The organism is Variovorax sp. FG153 (genome assembly GCF_057809595.1).
Genome location: NZ_JBMDKG010000013.1, coordinates 88,896 through 107,494, shown reverse-complemented (window position 1 = coordinate 107,494; position 18,599 = coordinate 88,896). Strand labels below are relative to the sequence as shown.

At 71.5% G+C, this 18,599-nt stretch carries 17 protein-coding genes; 14 read left to right on the top strand and 3 right to left on the bottom strand.

Annotated elements, in window-relative coordinates:
• The first annotated feature begins 10 nt into the window (after window positions 1-10).
• From ACODT0_RS16480 to ACODT0_RS16435, 10 genes are all read left to right on the top strand, one after another.
• Window positions 11-697: a heavy metal response regulator transcription factor gene (locus ACODT0_RS16480; protein ID WP_057597212.1), complete on the top strand. Its 687-nt coding sequence runs from the start codon at window positions 11-13 to the stop codon at window positions 695-697.
• Window positions 694-2,070, top strand: coding sequence for a heavy metal sensor histidine kinase (locus tag ACODT0_RS16475; protein ID WP_057597213.1), 1,377 nt, complete (start codon window positions 694-696; stop codon window positions 2,068-2,070). The genes ACODT0_RS16480 and ACODT0_RS16475 overlap by 4 nt, the downstream gene beginning before the upstream one ends.
• Before the next feature lie 153 nt (window positions 2,071-2,223).
• Window positions 2,224-3,162, top strand: a complete 939-nt coding sequence (locus ACODT0_RS16470; RefSeq protein ID WP_057597214.1) for a DedA family protein/thiosulfate sulfurtransferase GlpE — start codon at window positions 2,224-2,226, stop codon at window positions 3,160-3,162.
• Window positions 3,163-3,219: 57 nt separating this feature from the next.
• On the top strand, window positions 3,220-4,608 hold the full coding sequence (locus tag ACODT0_RS16465) for a cache domain-containing protein (protein ID WP_261210731.1): 1,389 nt from the start codon (window positions 3,220-3,222) through the stop codon (window positions 4,606-4,608).
• A gap of 14 nt (window positions 4,609-4,622) precedes the next feature.
• Complete coding sequence (locus ACODT0_RS16460) at window positions 4,623-5,276, top strand: response regulator (RefSeq protein ID WP_261210732.1); 654 nt, start codon at window positions 4,623-4,625, stop codon at window positions 5,274-5,276.
• A gap of 314 nt (window positions 5,277-5,590) precedes the next feature.
• A complete protein-coding gene (locus tag ACODT0_RS16455; protein WP_057597217.1) occupies window positions 5,591-5,881 on the top strand; it encodes an HU family DNA-binding protein in 291 nt (96 codons plus the stop codon).
• 150 nt (window positions 5,882-6,031) lie between these two features.
• Window positions 6,032-6,571, top strand: coding sequence for a C40 family peptidase (locus ACODT0_RS16450; RefSeq protein WP_296728331.1), 540 nt, complete (start codon window positions 6,032-6,034; stop codon window positions 6,569-6,571).
• A 116-nt stretch (window positions 6,572-6,687) separates the two neighbouring features.
• Complete coding sequence (locus ACODT0_RS16445; RefSeq protein WP_261210734.1) at window positions 6,688-8,766, top strand: carbon starvation CstA family protein; 2,079 nt, start codon at window positions 6,688-6,690, stop codon at window positions 8,764-8,766.
• Between the two features lie 14 nt (window positions 8,767-8,780).
• Window positions 8,781-9,011, top strand: coding sequence for a YbdD/YjiX family protein (locus ACODT0_RS16440; protein ID WP_057597219.1), 231 nt, complete (start codon window positions 8,781-8,783; stop codon window positions 9,009-9,011).
• Window positions 9,012-9,071: 60 nt separating this feature from the next.
• Window positions 9,072-9,797 (top strand): SIR2 family NAD-dependent protein deacylase, encoded by a 726-nt coding sequence (locus ACODT0_RS16435; protein ID WP_489041740.1) that lies wholly within the window; start codon window positions 9,072-9,074, stop codon window positions 9,795-9,797.
• A gap of 341 nt (window positions 9,798-10,138) precedes the next feature.
• Here the strand turns inward: ACODT0_RS16435 and ACODT0_RS16430 are convergent, their stop codons facing one another.
• Together ACODT0_RS16430 and ACODT0_RS16425 are read right to left on the bottom strand one after the other, a co-directional pair.
• Window positions 10,139-10,597 carry a GNAT family N-acetyltransferase gene (locus tag ACODT0_RS16430; protein ID WP_489041739.1) on the bottom strand — a complete coding sequence of 153 codons (459 nt, stop codon included), beginning with the start codon at window positions 10,595-10,597 and terminating at the stop codon, window positions 10,139-10,141.
• Between the two features lie 58 nt (window positions 10,598-10,655).
• On the bottom strand, window positions 10,656-11,921 hold the full coding sequence (locus ACODT0_RS16425; RefSeq protein ID WP_489041738.1) for a DUF1835 domain-containing protein: 1,266 nt from the start codon (window positions 11,919-11,921) through the stop codon (window positions 10,656-10,658).
• Between the two features lie 212 nt (window positions 11,922-12,133).
• On the opposite strand from ACODT0_RS16425, the gene ACODT0_RS16420 reads away from it, so the two are divergent.
• From ACODT0_RS16420 to ACODT0_RS16410, 3 genes are all read left to right on the top strand, one after another.
• Window positions 12,134-14,881, top strand: coding sequence for a YadA family autotransporter adhesin (locus tag ACODT0_RS16420; protein ID WP_489041737.1), 2,748 nt, complete (start codon window positions 12,134-12,136; stop codon window positions 14,879-14,881).
• Between the two features lie 104 nt (window positions 14,882-14,985).
• Entirely contained in the window at window positions 14,986-15,633 is a 648-nt protein-coding gene (locus ACODT0_RS16415; protein WP_489041736.1) for a TetR/AcrR family transcriptional regulator, read from the top strand.
• A complete protein-coding gene (locus ACODT0_RS16410) occupies window positions 15,630-16,862 on the top strand; it encodes a glycosyltransferase (RefSeq protein WP_489041735.1) in 1,233 nt (410 codons plus the stop codon). Before ACODT0_RS16415 ends, ACODT0_RS16410 begins: the two co-directional genes overlap by 4 nt.
• Here the strand turns inward: ACODT0_RS16410 and ACODT0_RS16405 are convergent, their stop codons facing one another.
• Window positions 16,863-17,429, bottom strand: a complete 567-nt coding sequence (locus ACODT0_RS16405; protein WP_489041734.1) for a hypothetical protein — start codon at window positions 17,427-17,429, stop codon at window positions 16,863-16,865. It lies immediately after the preceding gene.
• Window positions 17,430-17,548: 119 nt separating this feature from the next.
• Here ACODT0_RS16405 and ACODT0_RS16400 point away from each other — a divergent pair, with 119 nt between their 5' ends.
• Window positions 17,549-18,472, top strand: coding sequence for a helix-turn-helix domain-containing protein (locus ACODT0_RS16400; protein ID WP_489041732.1), 924 nt, complete (start codon window positions 17,549-17,551; stop codon window positions 18,470-18,472).
• The last annotated feature ends 127 nt before the right edge of the window (window positions 18,473-18,599 follow it).

The following is an 18,599-nucleotide window of genomic DNA, read 5'->3' as shown; positions in this document are numbered from 1 at the left end:
ACGCCACGCCATGAAGATCCTGATCGTCGAAGACGAGTTGAGAACCGCCGACTACCTCTCGAAGGGGCTGACGGAGCAGGGCTGCGCGGTCGACATGGCGCACAACGGCATCGACGGCCAGCACCTGGCGCTCACGCACGACTACGACGTGATCGTGCTCGACGTGATGCTGCCGGGCCAGGACGGCTTCTCGGTGCTGCGCGGGCTGCGCGCCGTGAAGCAGACGCCGGTGATCATGCTGACCGCGCGCGACCGCGTGGAGGACCGCGTCAAGGGGCTGCACGAGGGTGCCGACGACTACCTGGTCAAGCCCTTTTCGTTCCTCGAGCTGCTGGCGCGGCTGCAGGCGCTGAACCGGCGCGGCCGCAAGCAGGAGCCGATGCAGCTGCGCATCGCCGACCTGCAGATCGACCTGCTCGCGCGCAAGGCCTTCCGCGGCGCCACCCGCATCGACCTCACGGCCAAGGAGTTCGCGCTGCTCGCGGTGCTGGCGCGGCGCCAGGGCGAGATCCTCTCGAAGACCGCGATCGCCGAGCTGGTGTGGGACATGAATTTCGACAGCAACACCAACGTGGTCGAGGTCGCGATCAAGCGGCTGCGCGACAAGATCGACGTGCCTTTCTCGCCCAAGCTGCTGCACACCATCCGCGGCATGGGCTACGTGATGGAGCTGCGCGAGGACGGCGCCACGCCATGAAGCGCTCGATCGCCGCGCGGCTGGTGCTGATGTTCGCGGCGGCGGCGCTCGCCACCTTCGCGCTGATCGGCGCGGCGCTGCAGGGCGTGCTGCTGCGCGAGCTCGAGCGCCACCAGTACGAGGAGCTCGACACCACGGTCAAGAGCCTGCAGTTCTGGATCCAGGCCATCGGCACCCCCGAGCGCTGGCCGCGCGTGCAGGCGCGCATGGACGCACTGACGCCCGAGGACGGCAGCACCCGCTTCTGGGTGCTCAGCGACGACCCGCGCTTCCAGTACGGCAAGGGCATGGCCGAGATCGACGCCCTCACGCGCGAGACCGGCCGCAGCCTGCTGCTGCCCGGCGAGGAGAAGCCCTACCGCACGCTGTCGGCCCACATCCCGCCGTTCGAGCAGCGCCCGGCCGTGCGGCTGATCGTGGGCAAGAACACCGAGCCCTATGCGCGCACGCGCCGCACCTTCCTCACGGCGCTGGTGTCGCTGGGCCTGGGCGCGGTGCTGGTGGTGGCGGCCGCCGGCTACTGGATCGCGCGCGTCGGCCTGCGCCCGCTCGACCAGCTCTCGCGCGAGGCGCAGGCGCTGCGGCCCAAGATGCGTTCGCAGCGGCTGCGCTCGGGCGCGCTGCCGGTCGAGCTGTCGGGGCTGGCCGAGGCCTTCAACGGCGCGCTCGCGCGGCTCGAGGAAGCCTATGGCCAGCTCGAGGCCTTCAATGCCGACGTGGCGCACGAGCTGCGCACGCCGCTGGCCAACCTGATCGGCAGCACCCAGGTCGCGCTCTCGCGCCAGCGCAGCGCGCCGCAGTTCGAGGAGGTGCTGCAGGCCAACCTCGAGGACCTGGAGCGGCTGCGCTCGATCGTCAACGACATGCTGTTCCTCGCGCGCGCCGACCGCGGCGAGGTCGCCACCGGCCTGGTGCTGACGCCGGTGGCGCAGGAGGTGCGCAAGACCATCGAGTTCTTCGAGTTCGTGCTCGAGGAGAGCGGCGTGCAAGTCGAGATCGAGGGCGACGTGCTGGCGCAGGCCCAGCTCGAGACCGCGCTGTTCCGCCGCGCCATGTCGAACCTGCTGCAGAACGCGATCGAGCATTCGCCGCCGGGCGCGCGCATCGCGGTGCGGCTGCGCGAGACGCCCGCGGCGACCTGGATCGGCGTGTCGAATCCCGGCGCGCCCATCGCCGAGGCGCACCTGCAGCACCTGTTCGACCGCTTCTACCGCGTCGATGCCGCGCGCAACGACGGCGGCGAGCACCATGGCCACGGGCTCGGGCTGGCGATCGTGCGGGCCGTGGCCAGCATGCATGGCGGGCAGGTCGCCGCGGCCAGCGCGGACGGCGTGAATACCTTCGAATTCAGCGTCGCCCGGCCGGCGGCCTGAACCCGTCGCGCGGGGGCCGGCCATGACCCCCGGAACGCGCCGCAACCCGCATGGCCAATGGCCTCCCGGCGACAGGCCCTTGCGCCATGCCGCAGAATCCATGCCGCCCATGACCACGTCCGCACCCTCTTTCGCCATCACGGAGCCGTTGCCATGGCACAGCTGATGTCGCTCCTGGTGCAGAACGCGATCCTGGTGGTGTTCGCCGCCAGCTTCGCCGCCCGCCTGGGCCTGCCGGTGCCGGCGGCCGCGGTGCTGGTGGTCACCGGCGCGCTGCTCGCGGCCGGCGACATCTCGCTGGCCGGCGTGGTGCTCGCGGCGGTGGCGGCCAACCTGCTGGGCGACGGCGCGTGGTTCTATGCCGGGCGGCGCTTCGGCTACCGCTTCATGCGCCTCTTGTGCCGGATCTCGCTGGCGCCCGACTCCTGCGTGCGCCGCGGCGAATCGCTGATCGGCGACTGGGGCGGCCTGTCGCTGGTGGCCGCCAAGTTCGTGCCGGGCGTGTCGGTGGTGGCGCCGCCGATGGCGGGCGCGCTCGGCATGTCGGTGCCGCGCTTCATCGGCTTCGACATCGGCGCCGCGCTGATCTGGACCGGCCTGTTCCTCGGCCTGGGCTGGGGCTTTCGCAACCAGATCCAGGACGTGCTCGCGGTGATGGCGCAGGCCGGCGGCATCGCCACCATGGCCCTGGGCGCGCTGCTGGTCGTGTTCCTGGTGGTGCGCTGGTGGCGCCGTCGCGCCTTCATGCGGCTGACCGGCATGCCGCGCATCTCGGTCGACGAGCTGCACGAGATGCTCGCGGGCGACGAGCCGCCGCTGGTGATCGACGTGCGCGGCGCGGCCGGCCGGCAGGTCGATCCGCGCCGCATCCCGGGTGCGCTGTCGTACACGCTCAAGGCGCTGCAGCAGCGCGGCCTCGACCTGTCGGCCGCGGCCGGGCGCGACGTGGTGCTGTACTGCAACTGCCCCAACGAGGTGTCGGCCGCGCAGGCCGCGCGCGTGCTGCTGGCACGTGGCGCGCGGCGCGCGCTGCCGCTGACCGGCGGGCTCGATGCCTGGGTGGCCTCGGGCCGGCCGACCTCGCCGCACTGAGCCAGGCCCGGGCCCTGCGCGCCTGCCGGCGGGGCGGTGGTAGTCTTCGCGCCCGACATGAACCTGCGCACCAAGATCGTGGCCCTGGCCGTCGCACCGCTGCTGGTGGCGCTGGTGCTGGTCGCGCTCGCCGTGCGGCACCAGGAGCACGACCTCGCGCAACGCGAGCGCGCGCTGATCGAGCAGAGCTACATGACCCAGCGGCGCAACGAACTGCGCAGCTACGTCGACCTCGCGATCAGCATCGTCAAGCCGCTGTACGACGCGGGCCAGGACGACGAGGCCACGCGCGCCGAGGCTTTGCGCCGGCTGGCCGCGCTCGACTACGGCGACGACGGCTACTTCTTCGTCTACGACCTGCAGGGCCGCTCGCTGATGCATTCGCGCCAGCCCGACCTCGTGGGCCAGGACCTCTGGGGGCTCAAGGATTCGAAGGGCCGCTTCACGATCCAGGACCTGATCGCGCGCGCGAAGGAGGGCGGCGGCTACGTCGAGTACGAATGGCGCAAGCCCTCGAGCACGCAGCGCGCGCCCAAGCTCGGCTACGTGGTCGCGCTGCCGCGCTGGAACTGGATGGTGGGCACCGGCCTGTACCTCGACGACATGGAAGCCACCATGCAGTCGCTCGACCGCCAGATCAGCGCCAACGTCACGACCACCCTGCTGTGGATCGCCGGCATCGCCGCGCTGTGCCTGGGCGTGGTCAGCGCCGGCGGCCTGCTGCTCAACCTCAGCGAGCACCGCGTGGCCGAGGCCAAGCTGCGCCTGCTCGCGCGCCGCGTGGTGCAGTCGCAAGAGGAGGAGCGCGGCCATCTCGCGCGCGAGCTGCACGACGGCACCAGCCAGACCCTGGTGTCGGCCAAGCTGCTGATCGAGTCGGCCGTCGATGCGCTCGACCGCGCGCGGCATCCCGCGCCGCCCGCGCTGGGCAAGGCGCTGCAGCGGCTCAACGATTCGCTGACCGAGGTGCGCCGCATCTCGCACCGGCTGCGTCCCGCGCTGCTCGACACGCTGGGCCTGCCGGCCGCGCTCGAGCGGCTGGTCGACGAATTCGGCGAGGAGGGCCAGGGGACGACCGCCGCCTCGCTGATGGTCGAGGGCGAGCCCTTCGAACTCTCGCAGGAGGTGAAGACCGCGCTGTTCCGCACCACGCAGGAGGCGCTGACCAACGTGCGCAAGCATGCGCTCGCGCACGAGGTGCACATCGCGCTGGCCTTCGGCGAGCGCGAGGTGCGGCTCGAGGTCGGCGACGACGGCATCGGCTTCGACGTCGATGCCGTGCAGCTCGATCCGCGGCGCGGCATCGGCCTGCGCAACATGCGCGAGCGCGTGGCCTCGATCGACGGGCAGCTCGTGGTGCGCTCGGGCAGCGGGCGCACGCGCATCGTCGCGATCGTGCCCGCGGCGGCCGCGCGGGCCGTGCCACCCCTTTCCCCCTCCACCTGACGAACGCCCCGACGATGACGACCGCCAAGGCCCGCACCCCGCCGCCGATCCGCATCTTCCTGGTGGACGACCATCCGCTGGTGCGCGACGGCCTGCGCGCGCGGCTCGGCGCGCTGCCCGGGCTGGAGATCGCGGGCGAGGCCGGCAGCGCGGCCGAGGCGCTCGCGCAGATGGACAGCGTGCGGCCCGACCTGCTGCTGGTCGACATCGGCATGAAGGACATGAACGGCATCGAACTCGCCGCGCTGCTGCTCGAGCGAGAACCCGCGCCGCACGTCGTGATGCTCAGCATGTACGACAACCCCGAGTACGTGCAGCGCGCGCTGCAGGCCGGCGCGCACGGCTACGTGCTGAAGGACGCGCCCGCGTCTGAGATCGTCGCGGCCATCGAGGCCGTGTCCGCGGGCGGTACCTTCCTGAGCCCGGCCGTGTCGAGGAAGCTGTTCCGCAACCAGACCCCGCGCCCGCTGCTCACGCCGCGCGAGAGCGAGATCCTCGCGGCGCTGGGCCGCGGCGAATCGAGCAAGCAGATCGCACGCGACCTCGGCCTGAGCGTGCGCACGGTCGAGGCGCACCGCCAGAGCATCAAGCGGCGGCTCGGGATCGAGGGGCAGGCCGAGCTGATCAAGTATGCGGTGGAGCATGCGAGGGAGTTCGAGCGGCGCTGAATGCGCCGCAAAAGTTCCCGTTGGCACGCACTTGGCGCGAACTTCGGAGTTTCCGAACGAAACGGACGTAAACGAATGAGCGCCGGCGTCGCGCCGACCGCACAACCCGCGCCCGCATGAGGTAGAACCGCAGCCTCGCCGCGCGGGGATGGATCGCTCCGGACCCGTGCATCGTTCACGTTGCCTCGCTTTCGCGTGCGTGCCGGCCGGAGGCCGGCGTAGCGCCCGTTAAATTCGAGCCGGTGCGCCCCCGCCGCTTCGCCGCGCGGGGGCGTCACCGAACCGTCATCTCAATCCACAAGGAATCACTCGTTTTGAACAAGACCGACCTCATTGCCGCCATCGCCAACGACACCAGCCTGAGCAAGGCCGACGCCGCGCGCGCCCTCGACGCCGCCCTCGACAACCTCTCGCGCGCGCTCGCCGGCGGCGACACGGTGCAACTGATCGGCTTCGGCACCTTCGCGGTGACCAGCCGTCCCGAGCGCACGGGCCGCAACCCGTCGACCGGCGAACCCCTGACCATCAAGGCCAGCAAGGCCCCCAAGTTCACCGCCGGCAAGGCGCTGAAGGACGTGGTGAACGGCGCGGCACCGCAGGCCTGATCCCGTGCCCCGCGGCGCGCCTCGCGCGCGCCGCACCCCCAGCCCTCCGCGGGCCCGCGCATCCGATGCGCGTGGAGCGCGGAGGGTTTGCTTTTGGCGCGCGCGCATTCGCGCTAGAGTGCGCGCACGTCCACAAGACCCGCCCTCGACATGCCAGACGCACGCGCGCACCACCCCGGCCACCGCATCCCGAAGCAACTGCATCGCTTCCTTGCCGCCGGGGCCTGCGCGGTGGCGATCCTGGCCGCGGGCTGCGCGAGCCGGCCCACTTCGCCCTCCTCGCCCTCGACCCCGACCGTGCGCAGCTCGCCGCTGAGCGACGAGCAGTCGAACAGCATCGCGATCCACGCGCTCGGCCTGGTCGGCACGCCGTACCGCTACGGCGGCAACACGCCCGCCGGCGGATTCGACTGCAGCGGCCTGATCGGCTATGTCTATCGCGAGAGCGTGGGCCAGGCCGCGCCGCGCACCGTGGCGCGCATGGCCTCGTTCGGCCAGAGCGTGCCCACCGCGGAGATGCGCACCGGCGACCTCGTGATCTTCGGCGCGGGCACGCCCACGCATGCCGGCATCTACGTCGGCGCCAACCGCTTCGTGCACGCACCCTCGACCGGCGGCGAGGTCCGGCTCGACCGGCTCGACGGCATCTACTGGTCGCGCCAGCCGGTGCAGGTGCGCCGGCCCGGGTAGGCCTTCGGGTTTTCCATTACGCAAAGCCACGCGCCCGGCCTGCGCGGTGCGACGGATGGCAGCGCGCGCGTGTCCGGCAAGACTCCCGGGGTTCGACAAATCCGAGGAGACAAAGCATGCAGAGCATCCGCCGCCACCTGGTGTGGCTCGTCATCGCGGTGTTCGGCGCGTTCGCGCTGGGCACCGTGGCCCTGAGCCGGGGGGAAACGATCAACGCGATCTGGGTGGTCGCCGCCGCGATCTGCACCTACCTGATCGCCTACCGCTACTACAGCCTGTTCATCGCCGACAAGGTGCTGGGCCTGGACGGCAACCGCAAGACGCCGGCGCACCGCCACAACGACGGCCTGGACTACGTGCCGACCGACAAGAACGTGCTGTTCGGCCACCACTTCGCGGCCATCGCGGGCGCGGGTCCGCTGGTGGGGCCGGTGCTGGCGGCGCAGATGGGCTATCTGCCCGGATTGCTGTGGGTGCTCGCGGGCGTGGTGTTCGCGGGCGCGGTGCAGGACTTCATCGTGCTGTTCATCTCCACGCGCCGCGACGGCCGTTCGCTCGGCGACCTGGTCAAGCAGGAGATGGGCGTGGTGCCAGGCATGATCGCGCTGTTCGGCACCTTCATGATCATGATCATCATCCTCGCGGTGCTGGCGCTGATCGTGGTGAAGGCGCTGGCCGAATCGCCGTGGGGCACCTTCACGGTGGCGGCGACGATTCCCGTGGCGGTCTTCATGGGTCTCTACCTGCGCTACATCCGCCCGGGTCGCATCGGCGAGGTGTCGATCATCGGCTTCGTGCTGCTGATGCTCGCGATCTTCGGCGGCCAGTGGGTGAGCCAGGACCCGGTCTGGGGCCCGGCCTTCACCTTCGACGGCAAGGCGCTGACCTGGATGCTCGTGGGCTACGGCTTCGTCGCCGCGAGCCTGCCGGTGTGGCTGCTGCTCGCGCCGCGCGACTACCTGTCGACCTTCCTGAAGATCGGCACCATCATCGCGCTGGCGATCGGCATCGTGGTGGTGGCGCCCACGCTGCAGATGCCCGCGGTGACGCAGTTCGCGCAGGGCAACGGCCCGGTGTGGTCGGGCAACCTGTTCCCGTTCCTGTTCATCACCATCGCCTGCGGTGCGGTGTCGGGCTTCCATGCGCTGATCTCCTCGGGCACCACGCCCAAGATGCTCGACAACGAGCGCCATGCGCGCTTCATCGGCTACGGCGGCATGCTGGCCGAGTCCTTCGTCGCCGTGATGGCGCTGGTGGCGGCCTCGTGCATCGAGCCCGGCATCTACTTCGCGATGAACAGCCCCGGTGCCCTGATCGGCACCACGGTGCAGCAGGCGGCGCAGACCATTTCGGGCTGGGGCTTCGTGGTCACGCCCGAGATGCTGGTGCAGACCGCCAAGGACGTGGGCGAGACCACCATCCTGGGCCGCGCCGGCGGCGCGCCCACGCTCGCGGTCGGCATGGCGCACATCCTGCACCAGGTGATCGGCGGCCAGGCCATGATGGCCTTCTGGTACCACTTCGCGATCCTGTTCGAGGCGCTCTTCATCCTCACGGCGGTCGATGCCGGCACGCGCGCGGGCCGCTTCATGCTGCAGGACCTGCTGGGCAGCTTCGTGCCCGCGCTCAAGCGCACCGACTCGCTGCCGGCCAACCTGGTCGCGACCGCGCTGTGCGTGGCGGCCTGGGGCTACTTCCTCTACCAGGGCGTGGTCGATCCGCTGGGCGGCATCAACACGCTGTGGCCGCTGTTCGGCATCTCGAACCAGATGCTGGCCGCGGTGGCGCTGCTGCTCGGCGTGGTGGTGCTGTTCCGCATGAAGCGCGAGCGCTATGCCTGGGTGGCGGCGGCGCCGGCCGCGTGGCTTTTGGCCTGCACGCTGACCGCGGGCTGGCAGAAGATCTTCTCGAGCGATCCGAAGATCGGCTTCCTGTCGCATGCCGCGAAGTACAGCGAAGGCCTGGCCAATGGCGTGCTGGTGGCACCGGCCAAGACCACGGCGGCGATGGAGCGCATCGTCTTCAACGACCGGCTCGATGCCGCGCTGTGCGCGCTCTTCATGTTCGTGGTGCTCAGCGTGCTGGTCTACAGCATCAAGGCCTGCATCGCGGCGCGCGCGGCCCACCGGCCGACCGCGCACGAGACGCCGTTCGAGCCGATGGGCGGCGCGGTCGCGGCGCGCGGCGCGCACTGAGGCCGGAGCGCGAGATGCAGGTCGATGAAGCGTCCGCCGCGGGCCGCGGCCTCGCGGACACCGGGCGCTACATCGCGCGCTCGATCCGGCAGTCGCTGCGGCTGATGGTCGGGATGCCCGACTACGACGTCTACCTGAGCCACATGGCGGCCACGCATCCCGACCGGCCGCCGATGAGCTACGAGGCCTTCTTCCGCGAGCGGCTCGAGGCGCGCTACGGCGCGGGCAAGGGGCGCTGCTGTTGAGCTGGGCGAGAATGGTCCGCTGACGATCACCACGCTTCCGAAGGAAGCGTTTTTTCATTCATGCAAGAAGAGTTGGAGACGGCGATCGGCCTGCTGAACGCGAGCCGGCGCGTCGTCGTTTTTTCCGGCGCGGGGCTGTCCCGCGCCTCGGGCATCCCGACCTACCGGGACGCCGATGGGCTGTGGATGCAGCAGAACGCGATCCAGTTCTCGCATGCGGAGGACCTGGCGCGCGATCCCGCAGGCTTCACGAAGTTCTGGGGGCAGCGTCTGGCCGTGATCGAGGAGGCGGCGCCGAATGCGGGGCATCGGGCGCTGGCTGCGCTGCAGCGCTTGCGGCCGGCTACGCGGCTGATCACGCAGAACGTCGATGGGCTGCTGACGCAGGCGGGATGCATGGACGTGCTGGAGCTGCATGGGAATCTGCGGCGGTGGCGGTGCGATCGGTGCGGCAATCGGCATGGGCCCTGGCCCTTTCATCGCTGCCTGCGGTGTGGGGGGCATGCGCGGCCCGATGTGGTGATGTTTGGGGAGATGCTGAATCCGGGGGTGTTGATGGATGCGCAGGAAGCTTCGGCGGATTGCGATCTGTTCTTGCTGGTGGGGAGTACGGCGGTGGTTTATCCGGCTGCGGATTTGCCAGTGGCTGCGATGGCGCATGGGGCTGCGTTGATCACGTTGAACATGGAGCCTATTGCGCATCTGGACGACAGGGCGCGTGTCGTGCTGAGAGGGGCTTCGGAAGTCTTTTTGCCGTTGATGGTGGAAGGGTTGAAGGGAGTTTGAGATTGCAGGCCGGGTCTCGCCCCGGCGGGCGAGTCACTTTCTCTTGTCTCGCCAAGAGAAAGTAACCAAAGAGAAGGCGACCCCGCTGTCTGCGTCCCTCCGCTTCGCTACGGGCAACCTGCGGTGCTCGCGTTTCGCGGGGTCTCGCAGCACTCGCTTCGCTCAAACAGCTGCGAGCCCTTATCCGCGAAACGCTGCGCTCCTCGGCGCAGCCAGAGGGGGTGGATCGGGCCATCGCTTCGCTCGGCGTCTTGTTCCCTCTCCCTCTGGGAGAGGGTCAGGGTGAGGGCACCGGGCCTTGCAACTAGACTGGACCTCTGCATCGCCGCCCTGGCGCGGCACTACGAAGCTGCAGGAAAGCGGTGGTACATGAAGTACTTGCCGTCCTGTTCCCAGCCTTGCCGTTCATAGAGCTGCTGCGCCGACACGTTGTCGCGCGCGACGTTGAGCGAAATGCGCGCAGCCCCCAGCGACCACGCATACGACTCGACAGCCGCGAGCAGGCGCGAGGCGACGCCCTTGCGGCGCCCGGCCGCGGCGACGAACAGGTCGTTGACGATGAACACGCGCGTGAGCGAGACCGACGAGAAGATCGGGTAGAGCTGCGCGAAGCCTACGGGCACGGCGCCATCGTGGCAGAGGAAGACGACCGACTCGCCATGGTCGAGGCGCTCGCGCAGGAAGGCACGCGCGGCGGACAGGTTGCCGGGCTGGCCCTGGAACTGGCGGTACTGGTCGAACAGCGCGGCCAGCGCATCGAGGTCGGCCATCACGGCCTGGCGGGCGGAGATCGTGGTCATGGGGCGGTGGGATGAGATGAAGCGCGCAGGGTAGCAAAGCACCTCGCGCGCTCAGGACTCAGCGAGGCTCGCCGCGCCACACGGGGCGCAGTGCATCGTCGATCGCCCAGTGCGCCTGGCGGGGCTCGATGCGCACGCCGCCGATCCAGCGTTCGTGGCTCGCATGGTCGATCCAGTACCTCTCGCCCGCGAGCACGCGCCGGCCCAGCGTCGTGAGTTCGAGCGGGCGCCGGGGCCAGTCGCGCTGTGCCTCGGATTCCACGATCAGCGGCTCGGCTGCGTCGATCAAGGGGCGCACGAGCGCATGGAACATCAGGTCGCCGAGAAAGGGCAGCGGCTCGCGATGCTCGTTGAGTTCGGCATAGACCTGGCCGAACGCGGGTCGGTCGTGCTCGTCGATGGTCTGGAGCACCAGGCGCTCGGTCAGCGAGAGGCCGTCGCGCAGCGAGGGCAACTCCTGCAACTGCCGCCGCAACGCGGGCGCGAGGAAGGGCAGGGCGGGCGTCTTGCCGTGCGCGATGTCGGCCCAGGCCTCGGGCGAGGGCGCGCGGTAGGCACGCCATGCGTTGCGCGCGAGTTCGAGCGCGGGCGCATCGATGGGCCTGCGGCGCGGCCACAGCCAGGCCAGCACGGCGGGTGCGAGCTGGCCGATGCCGATGAAGCGGTCGACGCCGGGCACGCGATCGATCTCGATCAGCTCGAGCTTCGCGGGCAGGCGCTCGAGCCGCGCGAGCACGGCGATCAGGAACAGCTGGTCGTAGGCATCGGCTTCGCACCAGAGCACGGCGCGGCCGGCATCGGGCAGGTTCGCGAGCGCTTCGTATTCGCCGCGCATGCGGCCGCGTGCATCGTCGGGCGGCAGGCCGAAGGTCCGGGCGACGAAGGCGCTGCGCGTCTCGATGAAGGCGGCCTCGGGCTGCTCGGGCACCGGGCCCATGCACAGCGGGTCCGCGAACATGTGGAAGGCGCCGCGGAAACCGGCGAGCCGCAGGGTGTGGGCGATGTCGTTGCCGCAGCGCCAGTGCCGGGTGCCGGCCTCGTCGTCGGCCATGAAGCCCGGATGCGCCGCGGCGAAGTCGACCGCGTCGACATGGGCCTTGAGCCGGGGCCAGCTCGCGAAGCCGAGCTCGCGCGCGATCAGCCATTGGGCGTCGGCCAGCCGTGGTGCCGAAGCGCTCCGGCGCGAGAGAAGGGACGGTGGCGCGGCGGCGCTGCCATCGGTGAGCCGCTCGAGCAATTCCTTGGCGCGCTTGCGCTGCTGCTCGAGGTTGATGTGGCCGCTGCGGGCCGAGGCGCTACGGGTGTCGCGAGGGGCGTTGGACATACGAACTCCAGTGTCGGCCGTGTCCGCTGTCTGGCCGGGAGTCGCATGGGCATGCGATGGGGGATGAAACCTGGGCGCAGCCCTTTCCGCGGACGGGAGGCGTGGAAGACGCCGGCGCCGATTCTAGGAGCGATTTACTTGTTTTCGGGGATGGCTGCACGAGGACCGTGAGGACACACTCCGTTGCGTTTTTTCAACGCGTCAGAGACACCATGCAAGCACCCCTTCGCGCCGTGCGCACCATTCCTCGCTCCATTCCGAGTGGCCCATCGTCCATGCGGCGCCTGCTGCGCGCGGTGCCGCTCGCGGCGCTGCTCATGGCTGGCGGCAGCTTTGCCGCGGGCTTCAGCGGCGGCGGTGTCGGCAATGGCGGCACCAGCGATTCGGGCGGCTCGGGCGGCGGCGGCGGGGCGGCGGCGCAGGCCGCCGGCGGTGCAACGGCGATCGGCGGGGGCGGCAACGGCGGCAATGCGAGTTCGGGCGCGACCGGCGGCGCTGGCGGTTCGGGCGCGAGCACCACCGTCGCGGGAGGCTCCGCGATCGGCGCGGGAGGGAGCGGCGGCAATGCGAATTCGACCGGCACGGGCGGCTCCGGTGGCTCGGGCGCGAGCACGACCGCCGCCGGCGGCTCCGCGATGGGCGCGGGCGGGCGTGGCGGCGATGCCTTCGCTGGCGGAACAGGTGGCGTGGGCGGTTCGGGCGCGAGCGTGACCGGGGGCGGCGCCACGGCCGTTGGCGGCGGCGGCAATGGCGGCCAGGCCGCCGGGGGAGCCGGTGGAGCGGGCGGCCAAGGGGCCTTGGCTGGTGACCAGGGCGCCACGGCCATAGGCGGCGGCGGCAACGGCGGCGAGTCCGCAGGGGGAACCGGTGGCGCGGGCGGCAGAGGAGCCTCGGCGGCTGGCGGCCAAGGAACCATGGCCATTGGCGGCGGCGGCCATGGTGGCGAGGCCAATTCAGGGGGAACCGGTGGCACAGGCGGTAGCGGTGCCACGGCAACGGGCGGTCAAGGCGCCATGGCCATCGGCGGCGGCGGCAACGGCGGCCTGGGCGTGGCCGGGGGCCACGGTGGCGCGGGCGGTGGCGGCGCCACGGCAGCCGGCAGCGGGGCGATCGCATTGGGTGCGGGGGGCAATGGTGCCGAAGGGTGCTGCGGCGGTACCGCGCCATCGGGCGGCAATGGCGCGCAAGCCTCCGCCACGGGCGCGATCGCACTCGGCAGCGCCGACGGCACGCGCTCGGGCGCGGTCGCATCGGGCGCCGCGAGCACCGCGATCGGCGGCGCGGGCAATGGATCGGCCGGTGCCTCGGCCCAGGCCGCGGGCAGCGTGGCGCTGGGCAGCGGCAGCCAGGTGGCGAGCGGCGCGAACGGCAGCGTGGCGATCGGCGCGAACTCGGTCGCGACCGATGCCAACACGGTCTCGTTCGGATCGGCCGGCCAGACGCGCGGGCTGGTCAACGTGAGCGCGGGCGCGGTGACGGCCACCAGCACCGATGCGGTCAACGGCAGCCAGCTCCACGGCGTGCAGCAGACGGCGAACAGTGCGTCGGCGGCGGCCAGCGCCGCGCAGGGCACCGCGACGGCGGCGCAGACGGCCGCTGCCGCCGCGCAGACCACGGCGGATGCCGCGTCGACGGCGGCGGGCACGGCGCAAGGCACGGCCACGGCAGCGCAGACGGCGGCCGCTGCCGCGCAAACCACGGCCAATGCCGCGTCGACAGCGGCGACCACGGCGCAGGGCACGGCCACTGCGGCACAGACGGCGGCCGCCGCCGCGCAGACCACGGCCAATGCCGCGTCGACAGCGGCGAATACGGCGCAAGGCACGGCCACGGCAGCACAGGCGGCCGCTGCCGCCGCGCAGGCCACGGGCACGGCCGCGCAGGCCGCCGCCGCCGCGGCACAGACCACGGCCAATGCCGCGCAGACGACCGCCACGGCCGCCCAGGGCGCGGCCGCCACCGCGCAGACCACTGCCAACGCGGCACAGGGCACCGCGACGGCCGCGCAGGGCACCGCCAATTCGGCACTGGGCCTGGCGCAGAACTCGGCGCAGTACGGCGCGGGCGGCACCTCGCTGCAGCTCAATGCCAATGGCGGCGCGGGCACCACCATCGCCAACGTCGCGGCGGGCCAGAGCGCGACCGACGCGGCCAATGTGGGCCAGGTGCAGCAGGCGCAGCAGAGCGCGGTCAGCTCGGCGAACAACTTCACGGTGCAGCAGGTCACGGCGCTGCAGGCGCTGATGAACCAGGCGCTGGCCAGCGGCGTGTGCTCGATGAACGCCTCGGGCGCGGTGGCCTGCGGCAGCGGCTCGGTGTCCAGCGGCGCCGGCAGCACCTCGATGGGCACGAACGCGCAGGCGATCGGCGAAGACACGACCGCCATCGGCAACGGTGCGCGCGCCGAGCACAAGGGTTCGGTGGCGATCGGCGCGGGCGCGCGGGCGCTGGCCGACCCCACCACCGCGGTCGGCAACAACGCGGTGGCGACGGGCAACAACGCGGTCGCGCTCGGCGCCAACACGCTGGCCTCGGGCAGCAACTCGGTGGCACTGGGCCAGGGCTCGGTCGCCGATCGCGACAACACGGTGTCGGTGGGCAATGCGGCCACCGGCCAGCTGCGCGCGATCGCCAACGTGGCGCCGGGCCTGCTGGGCACCGACGCGGTCAACGTCAACCAGCTGCAGCAGGCCGTGAGCGGTGCGGTACAGCAGTCCAATGCCTTCGCCGCGCGCGGCGTGGCGGCCTCGCTCGCGATGCCGGCGATGCCGGCGCTCGCCGCCGGCAAGAAGTGGATGGGCGCGGCCGTGGGCAACTACGCGGGCGCGTCGGCGATCGGCTTCGCCTTCGGCTACCAGGTGAGCGAGAACCTCAACCTCGGGCTCGGCGTGTCCACCGCCACCAGCGGCGGCAGCGGCAGCCACATTGCGACGCGGGTGCAGGCGGGCTACGCCTGGTGAGGGGAGGGCGGCCACGCAGCCGCCTCGTTTCGACGGGAATTGAATGCCGTTCGATTTTGGATGTCGTATAAACTTGGACGACGTTCAACTTTGAAGGTTTCGCCTTGCCAGTCCCGGAGATCCCCGGCCGCCGCGAGCGGCGGCGCGTCCAGACGCTCGACCACGTGGCGACCACCGCCATGCGGCTGTTCGAGACCCAGGGCTACGACGCCACCACGATGGAGCAGATCGCGCTGCGGGCCGACGTGGCCAAGGGCACGCTCTACAACCACTTCGCGACCAAGGAGGCAGTGCTCGCGCACTGGATCCACCTCGAGCTCGCGGCCGATACCGCGCGGCTGGCCGAACTGGTCGGCGCGCCCGGCGGTTTCGAGGCGCGGCTCGTGCGGCTGCTCGAGGCCTCGGCCGAGTGGTCGCGGCGCCATCGTGCCTACCTGCTCGACTACTTCCGCTTTCGCTTCCTCAACATCGAGAGCGAGCTCGACGGCGGCGGCGATCCCGAGGGCCGGCCGCGCGACCTGATCGGGCTGTTCGCGCTGCTGATCCGCGATGCGCAGCAGGAGGGCAGCCTGCGCGCCGACCTCGCGCCCGATCATCTCGCGCAGCTGCTGCACCACCTGTACTTCGGCGCGCTGATGCGCTGGCTCACGCTGCCGGGCCTGGAACTGGGCGAGGAGTTCGCGGCGATCGTCGAGGTCTTCGTCGACGGCACGCGCGCGGGCGCCAAGGCCGCGAGGAGGAAGCGCGCATGAGGATCGCGGTCGTCACCTACGGCACCGAGGGCGATGCGCGTCCGCTCGCCGCGCTGTGCCATGCGCTCGACGCGGCCGGCCATTCGACCTTGCTGCTGGCCGATGCCTCCACGCTCGGCGCCGCGCAGCGCCTGGGCGTGCGTTCGCAGGCGCTGGCCGGCGACATCCAGGGCGCGCTGGGCGCGAGCGGCGCGATCGCCAACGTGGTCGCGCAGAGCCACAACCCGGGCGCGGCCGCGAAGGCGCTCGCGGCCATCGCCAATGCCAATGCCGCGGCCTGGCTGCGGCAGACCGTCGAGGCGGCACGCGATTGCGATGCCATCGTGTCGGCGGGGCTCGCGGCCTTCGTCGGGCTCTCGGCCGGCGACGCGCTGCGCGTGCCGGTGATCGGCGCGGGCATGTTCCCGCTCACGCCCACGCGCGATTTCGCCACGCCCTTCGTGCCGCCCGCGAAGGTGCCGCGCTGGCTGCACCGCACCAGCCATCGCTTCGTCAACGCGATGCTGTGGCGTGCCTTCCGCCCGGCGATCAATGCGGCGCGCGCCGAGGTCCGCGGCCTGCCGGCACGCGGCAAGATGTGGGACGGGCACCCGATGCTCTACGGCTTCTCGCCGAGCCTGCTGCCGCGCCCTGCCGACTGGCCCGGCAACGCGGTGGCCTTCGGGCAGTGGATGCCGCCCGCCAGCGCTTGGCAGGTGCCCGCGGCGCTGCAGGCTTTTCTGGACGCGGGCGAGGCGCCGGTCTACCTGGGCTTCGGCAGCATGACGGGCTTCGATGCGGTGCGCATGCGCGCGATGCTGGTCGAGGCGATGGCGGGCCGGCGCACGGTGTTCAACCCGGGCTGGAGCGGCATGGCGATGCAGGGGCTGCCGGCCAACTTCCACGTGGTGGGCGACGTGCCGCACGACTGGCTGTTCGCGCGCATGGCGGCGGTGGTGCACCACGGCGGCTCGGGCACCGCGCATTCGGCGGCGCGTGCCGGCGTGCCCTCGGTGGTGGTGCCGTTCGCGGGCGACCAGTTCTTCTGGGCCCACCAGCTCGCGCGCGCCGGCGTGGCACCCGAGGCGGTGGCCGGCACGCGGCTCACGGCGCAGGACCTGGCGCGCGGCATCGCCCGGACCGACGACGAGGCGGTGCGCTCGCGGGCGCGCGAACTCGGCGAGCGCATGCGCGCCGAGCAGGGACTGGCGCGCGCCGTGGCCTTCATCGAGGCCACGCTCGCGCGCTGATCAGGGGCGCACCAGCGGGATCTGCAGGTTGGTCGGCCGGTTCTGCTCGGTGTCGAAGCCGCGGCCGTCGATGTGGCGCGCGCCCCAGAACAGCATGTCGCCGCGCAGGTGGACGAGGTCGTACTCCATGAAATGGCGGCCCGCCGCCAGGCCGAAGGGCGCGAAGCTCTTGCCGAACACGCTCTGCGTGCCGTTGAGCTCCCACTTCGCATAGCCCTGGCTCGCCACCTGGTTCAGCAGGTCGGCGAAGCCCTGGATCAGCGGCGTGACCTCGTAGGCCTCGTCGGCCACGAAGTCCACCTTCTGCGCGCCGGCCGCGATCGGGTGCGCGCCGCGCCAGAGCATGTGGCCCTTGATGAGGATGCGCGCGAGCGGCACCGCGCCGTTCGCATCGGCCGAATTGACGATGGCGAGCTCGAAGCGGTCGTCGGGCAGGGCCTTGAAGGCGCGCTTCAGATAGAAGGGCTTGAGCGTGCCGTCGGCATTCTTCGCGGCGCTGGGCCGGACTTCGGTCGCGATGCTGGTCCAGTCGCCCAGAAGGGCTTGTTGGGTCTGTTCCTCGGTCATGGGGCTGCCCTGTGTGAAGAGGCCGGCAGTGTGCGGCGGGAGGCCGAACGCTCGTTAACCCAAATCGGCAAAATGCGCGGGCCGGCGTACGCTGGCGTCCCACCGCCCCTTGCCGACGCATGGCCATCACCCTCGACCTGTACGACGACTTCCACCTGCATGGTGCTTCCGCGCCTGAGTGGCAGCAGCGCTACCTGCAGCTGTCGCAGGGCGTGATGCGCAGCACGCTGGCCGAAGCCGTGTCGGGCGGGGTGCACGTGTTCCGCAAGTGGATGAGCGAGCGCGTCGTGCAGCAGGGCTGCCTGCCGGCGGGACGGCTGTGCTTCGCGGTCGGCAATGGCCAGGGCGCCGGCGTTCCGCGCGTGCAGGGCCGCGCGCTCGAGGACCACAGCCTGTTCCTGCTGCGCGCCGGCGAGGACTTCACCTTGCAGCGTCCGCGCGGCATGGAACTGCTGGCCGTGACCTTCGAGGCCGAGCAGTTCCGCCGCCTGCTCGATGCGCGGCCCTTGCCGCCGCAGGCGCTGCGCCTGCTGTCGCAGCCGGTGCTGCGCGCGCCGGCCGAAGCCGTGGCGCGCTTGCGGCACGCCTTGCTGGGGCTGGTGCAGGGCGGCGATACCGCGCACGAGGAAGCCGCTGCGCGCATCGCCTTCGAGGCATTGCATGCCGTGCTCGAGGGGGCGGCCGGTGCCCCACCGGGCGTGGCGGGCAGCTCGGCGAGCTTCATCGTCTCGGAGTGCCATCGCATCGTGGCCGCCAGCGGCGCCGCGCCGCCCGACATCGAGGCGCTGTGCCGGCGCCTGCGCACCAGCCGGCGCAGCCTGCAGAACGGCTTCCGGCAGATGGCCGACACGACGCCCGTGCATTACCTGCGCAGCCTGCGGCTCAATGCGGTGCGCGGCCGCCTGCTGGCCACCTCGGCCGCGCAATGCAGCGTGTCGCAGGCGGCCGAGGCGCAGGGGTTCCATCAATTGAGCCATTTCTCGCAGCGCTACAAGGCGCTGTTCGGCGAACTGCCGTCGGCGACGCCGCGCGCCATTTCATAGCGCGTCCCCGCTGCCGGGACTCTTCGCTCGGTGGTCCGCCTTTCGGCCTATTGCCGATGCACGCAATGGGACGCGCGTTTCGGCTTTTCGCGAATGGATACTGGAGGCGATGCGGCCGGCGACCGCG

Coding starts and splice junctions, on each gene's coding strand:
- ACODT0_RS16480 (WP_057597212.1), top strand. CDS start 11: ATGAAGATCCTGATCGTCGAAGACGAGTTGAGAACCGCCGACTACCTC.
- ACODT0_RS16475 (WP_057597213.1), top strand. CDS start 694: ATGAAGCGCTCGATCGCCGCGCGGCTGGTGCTGATGTTCGCGGCGGCG.
- ACODT0_RS16470 (WP_057597214.1), top strand. CDS start 2,224: ATGGCACAGCTGATGTCGCTCCTGGTGCAGAACGCGATCCTGGTGGTG.
- ACODT0_RS16465 (WP_261210731.1), top strand. CDS start 3,220: ATGAACCTGCGCACCAAGATCGTGGCCCTGGCCGTCGCACCGCTGCTG.
- ACODT0_RS16460 (WP_261210732.1), top strand. CDS start 4,623: ATGACGACCGCCAAGGCCCGCACCCCGCCGCCGATCCGCATCTTCCTG.
- ACODT0_RS16450 (WP_296728331.1), top strand. CDS start 6,032: ATGCCAGACGCACGCGCGCACCACCCCGGCCACCGCATCCCGAAGCAA.
- ACODT0_RS16445 (WP_261210734.1), top strand. CDS start 6,688: ATGCAGAGCATCCGCCGCCACCTGGTGTGGCTCGTCATCGCGGTGTTC.
- ACODT0_RS16440 (WP_057597219.1), top strand. CDS start 8,781: ATGCAGGTCGATGAAGCGTCCGCCGCGGGCCGCGGCCTCGCGGACACC.
- ACODT0_RS16435 (WP_489041740.1), top strand. CDS start 9,072: ATGCAAGAAGAGTTGGAGACGGCGATCGGCCTGCTGAACGCGAGCCGG.
- ACODT0_RS16430 (WP_489041739.1), bottom strand. CDS start 10,597: ATGACCACGATCTCCGCCCGCCAGGCCGTGATGGCCGACCTCGATGCG.
- ACODT0_RS16425 (WP_489041738.1), bottom strand. CDS start 11,921: ATGTCCAACGCCCCTCGCGACACCCGTAGCGCCTCGGCCCGCAGCGGC.
- ACODT0_RS16420 (WP_489041737.1), top strand. CDS start 12,134: ATGCAAGCACCCCTTCGCGCCGTGCGCACCATTCCTCGCTCCATTCCG.
- ACODT0_RS16410 (WP_489041735.1), top strand. CDS start 15,630: ATGAGGATCGCGGTCGTCACCTACGGCACCGAGGGCGATGCGCGTCCG.
- ACODT0_RS16405 (WP_489041734.1), bottom strand. CDS start 17,429: ATGACCGAGGAACAGACCCAACAAGCCCTTCTGGGCGACTGGACCAGC.
- ACODT0_RS16400 (WP_489041732.1), top strand. CDS start 17,549: ATGGCCATCACCCTCGACCTGTACGACGACTTCCACCTGCATGGTGCT.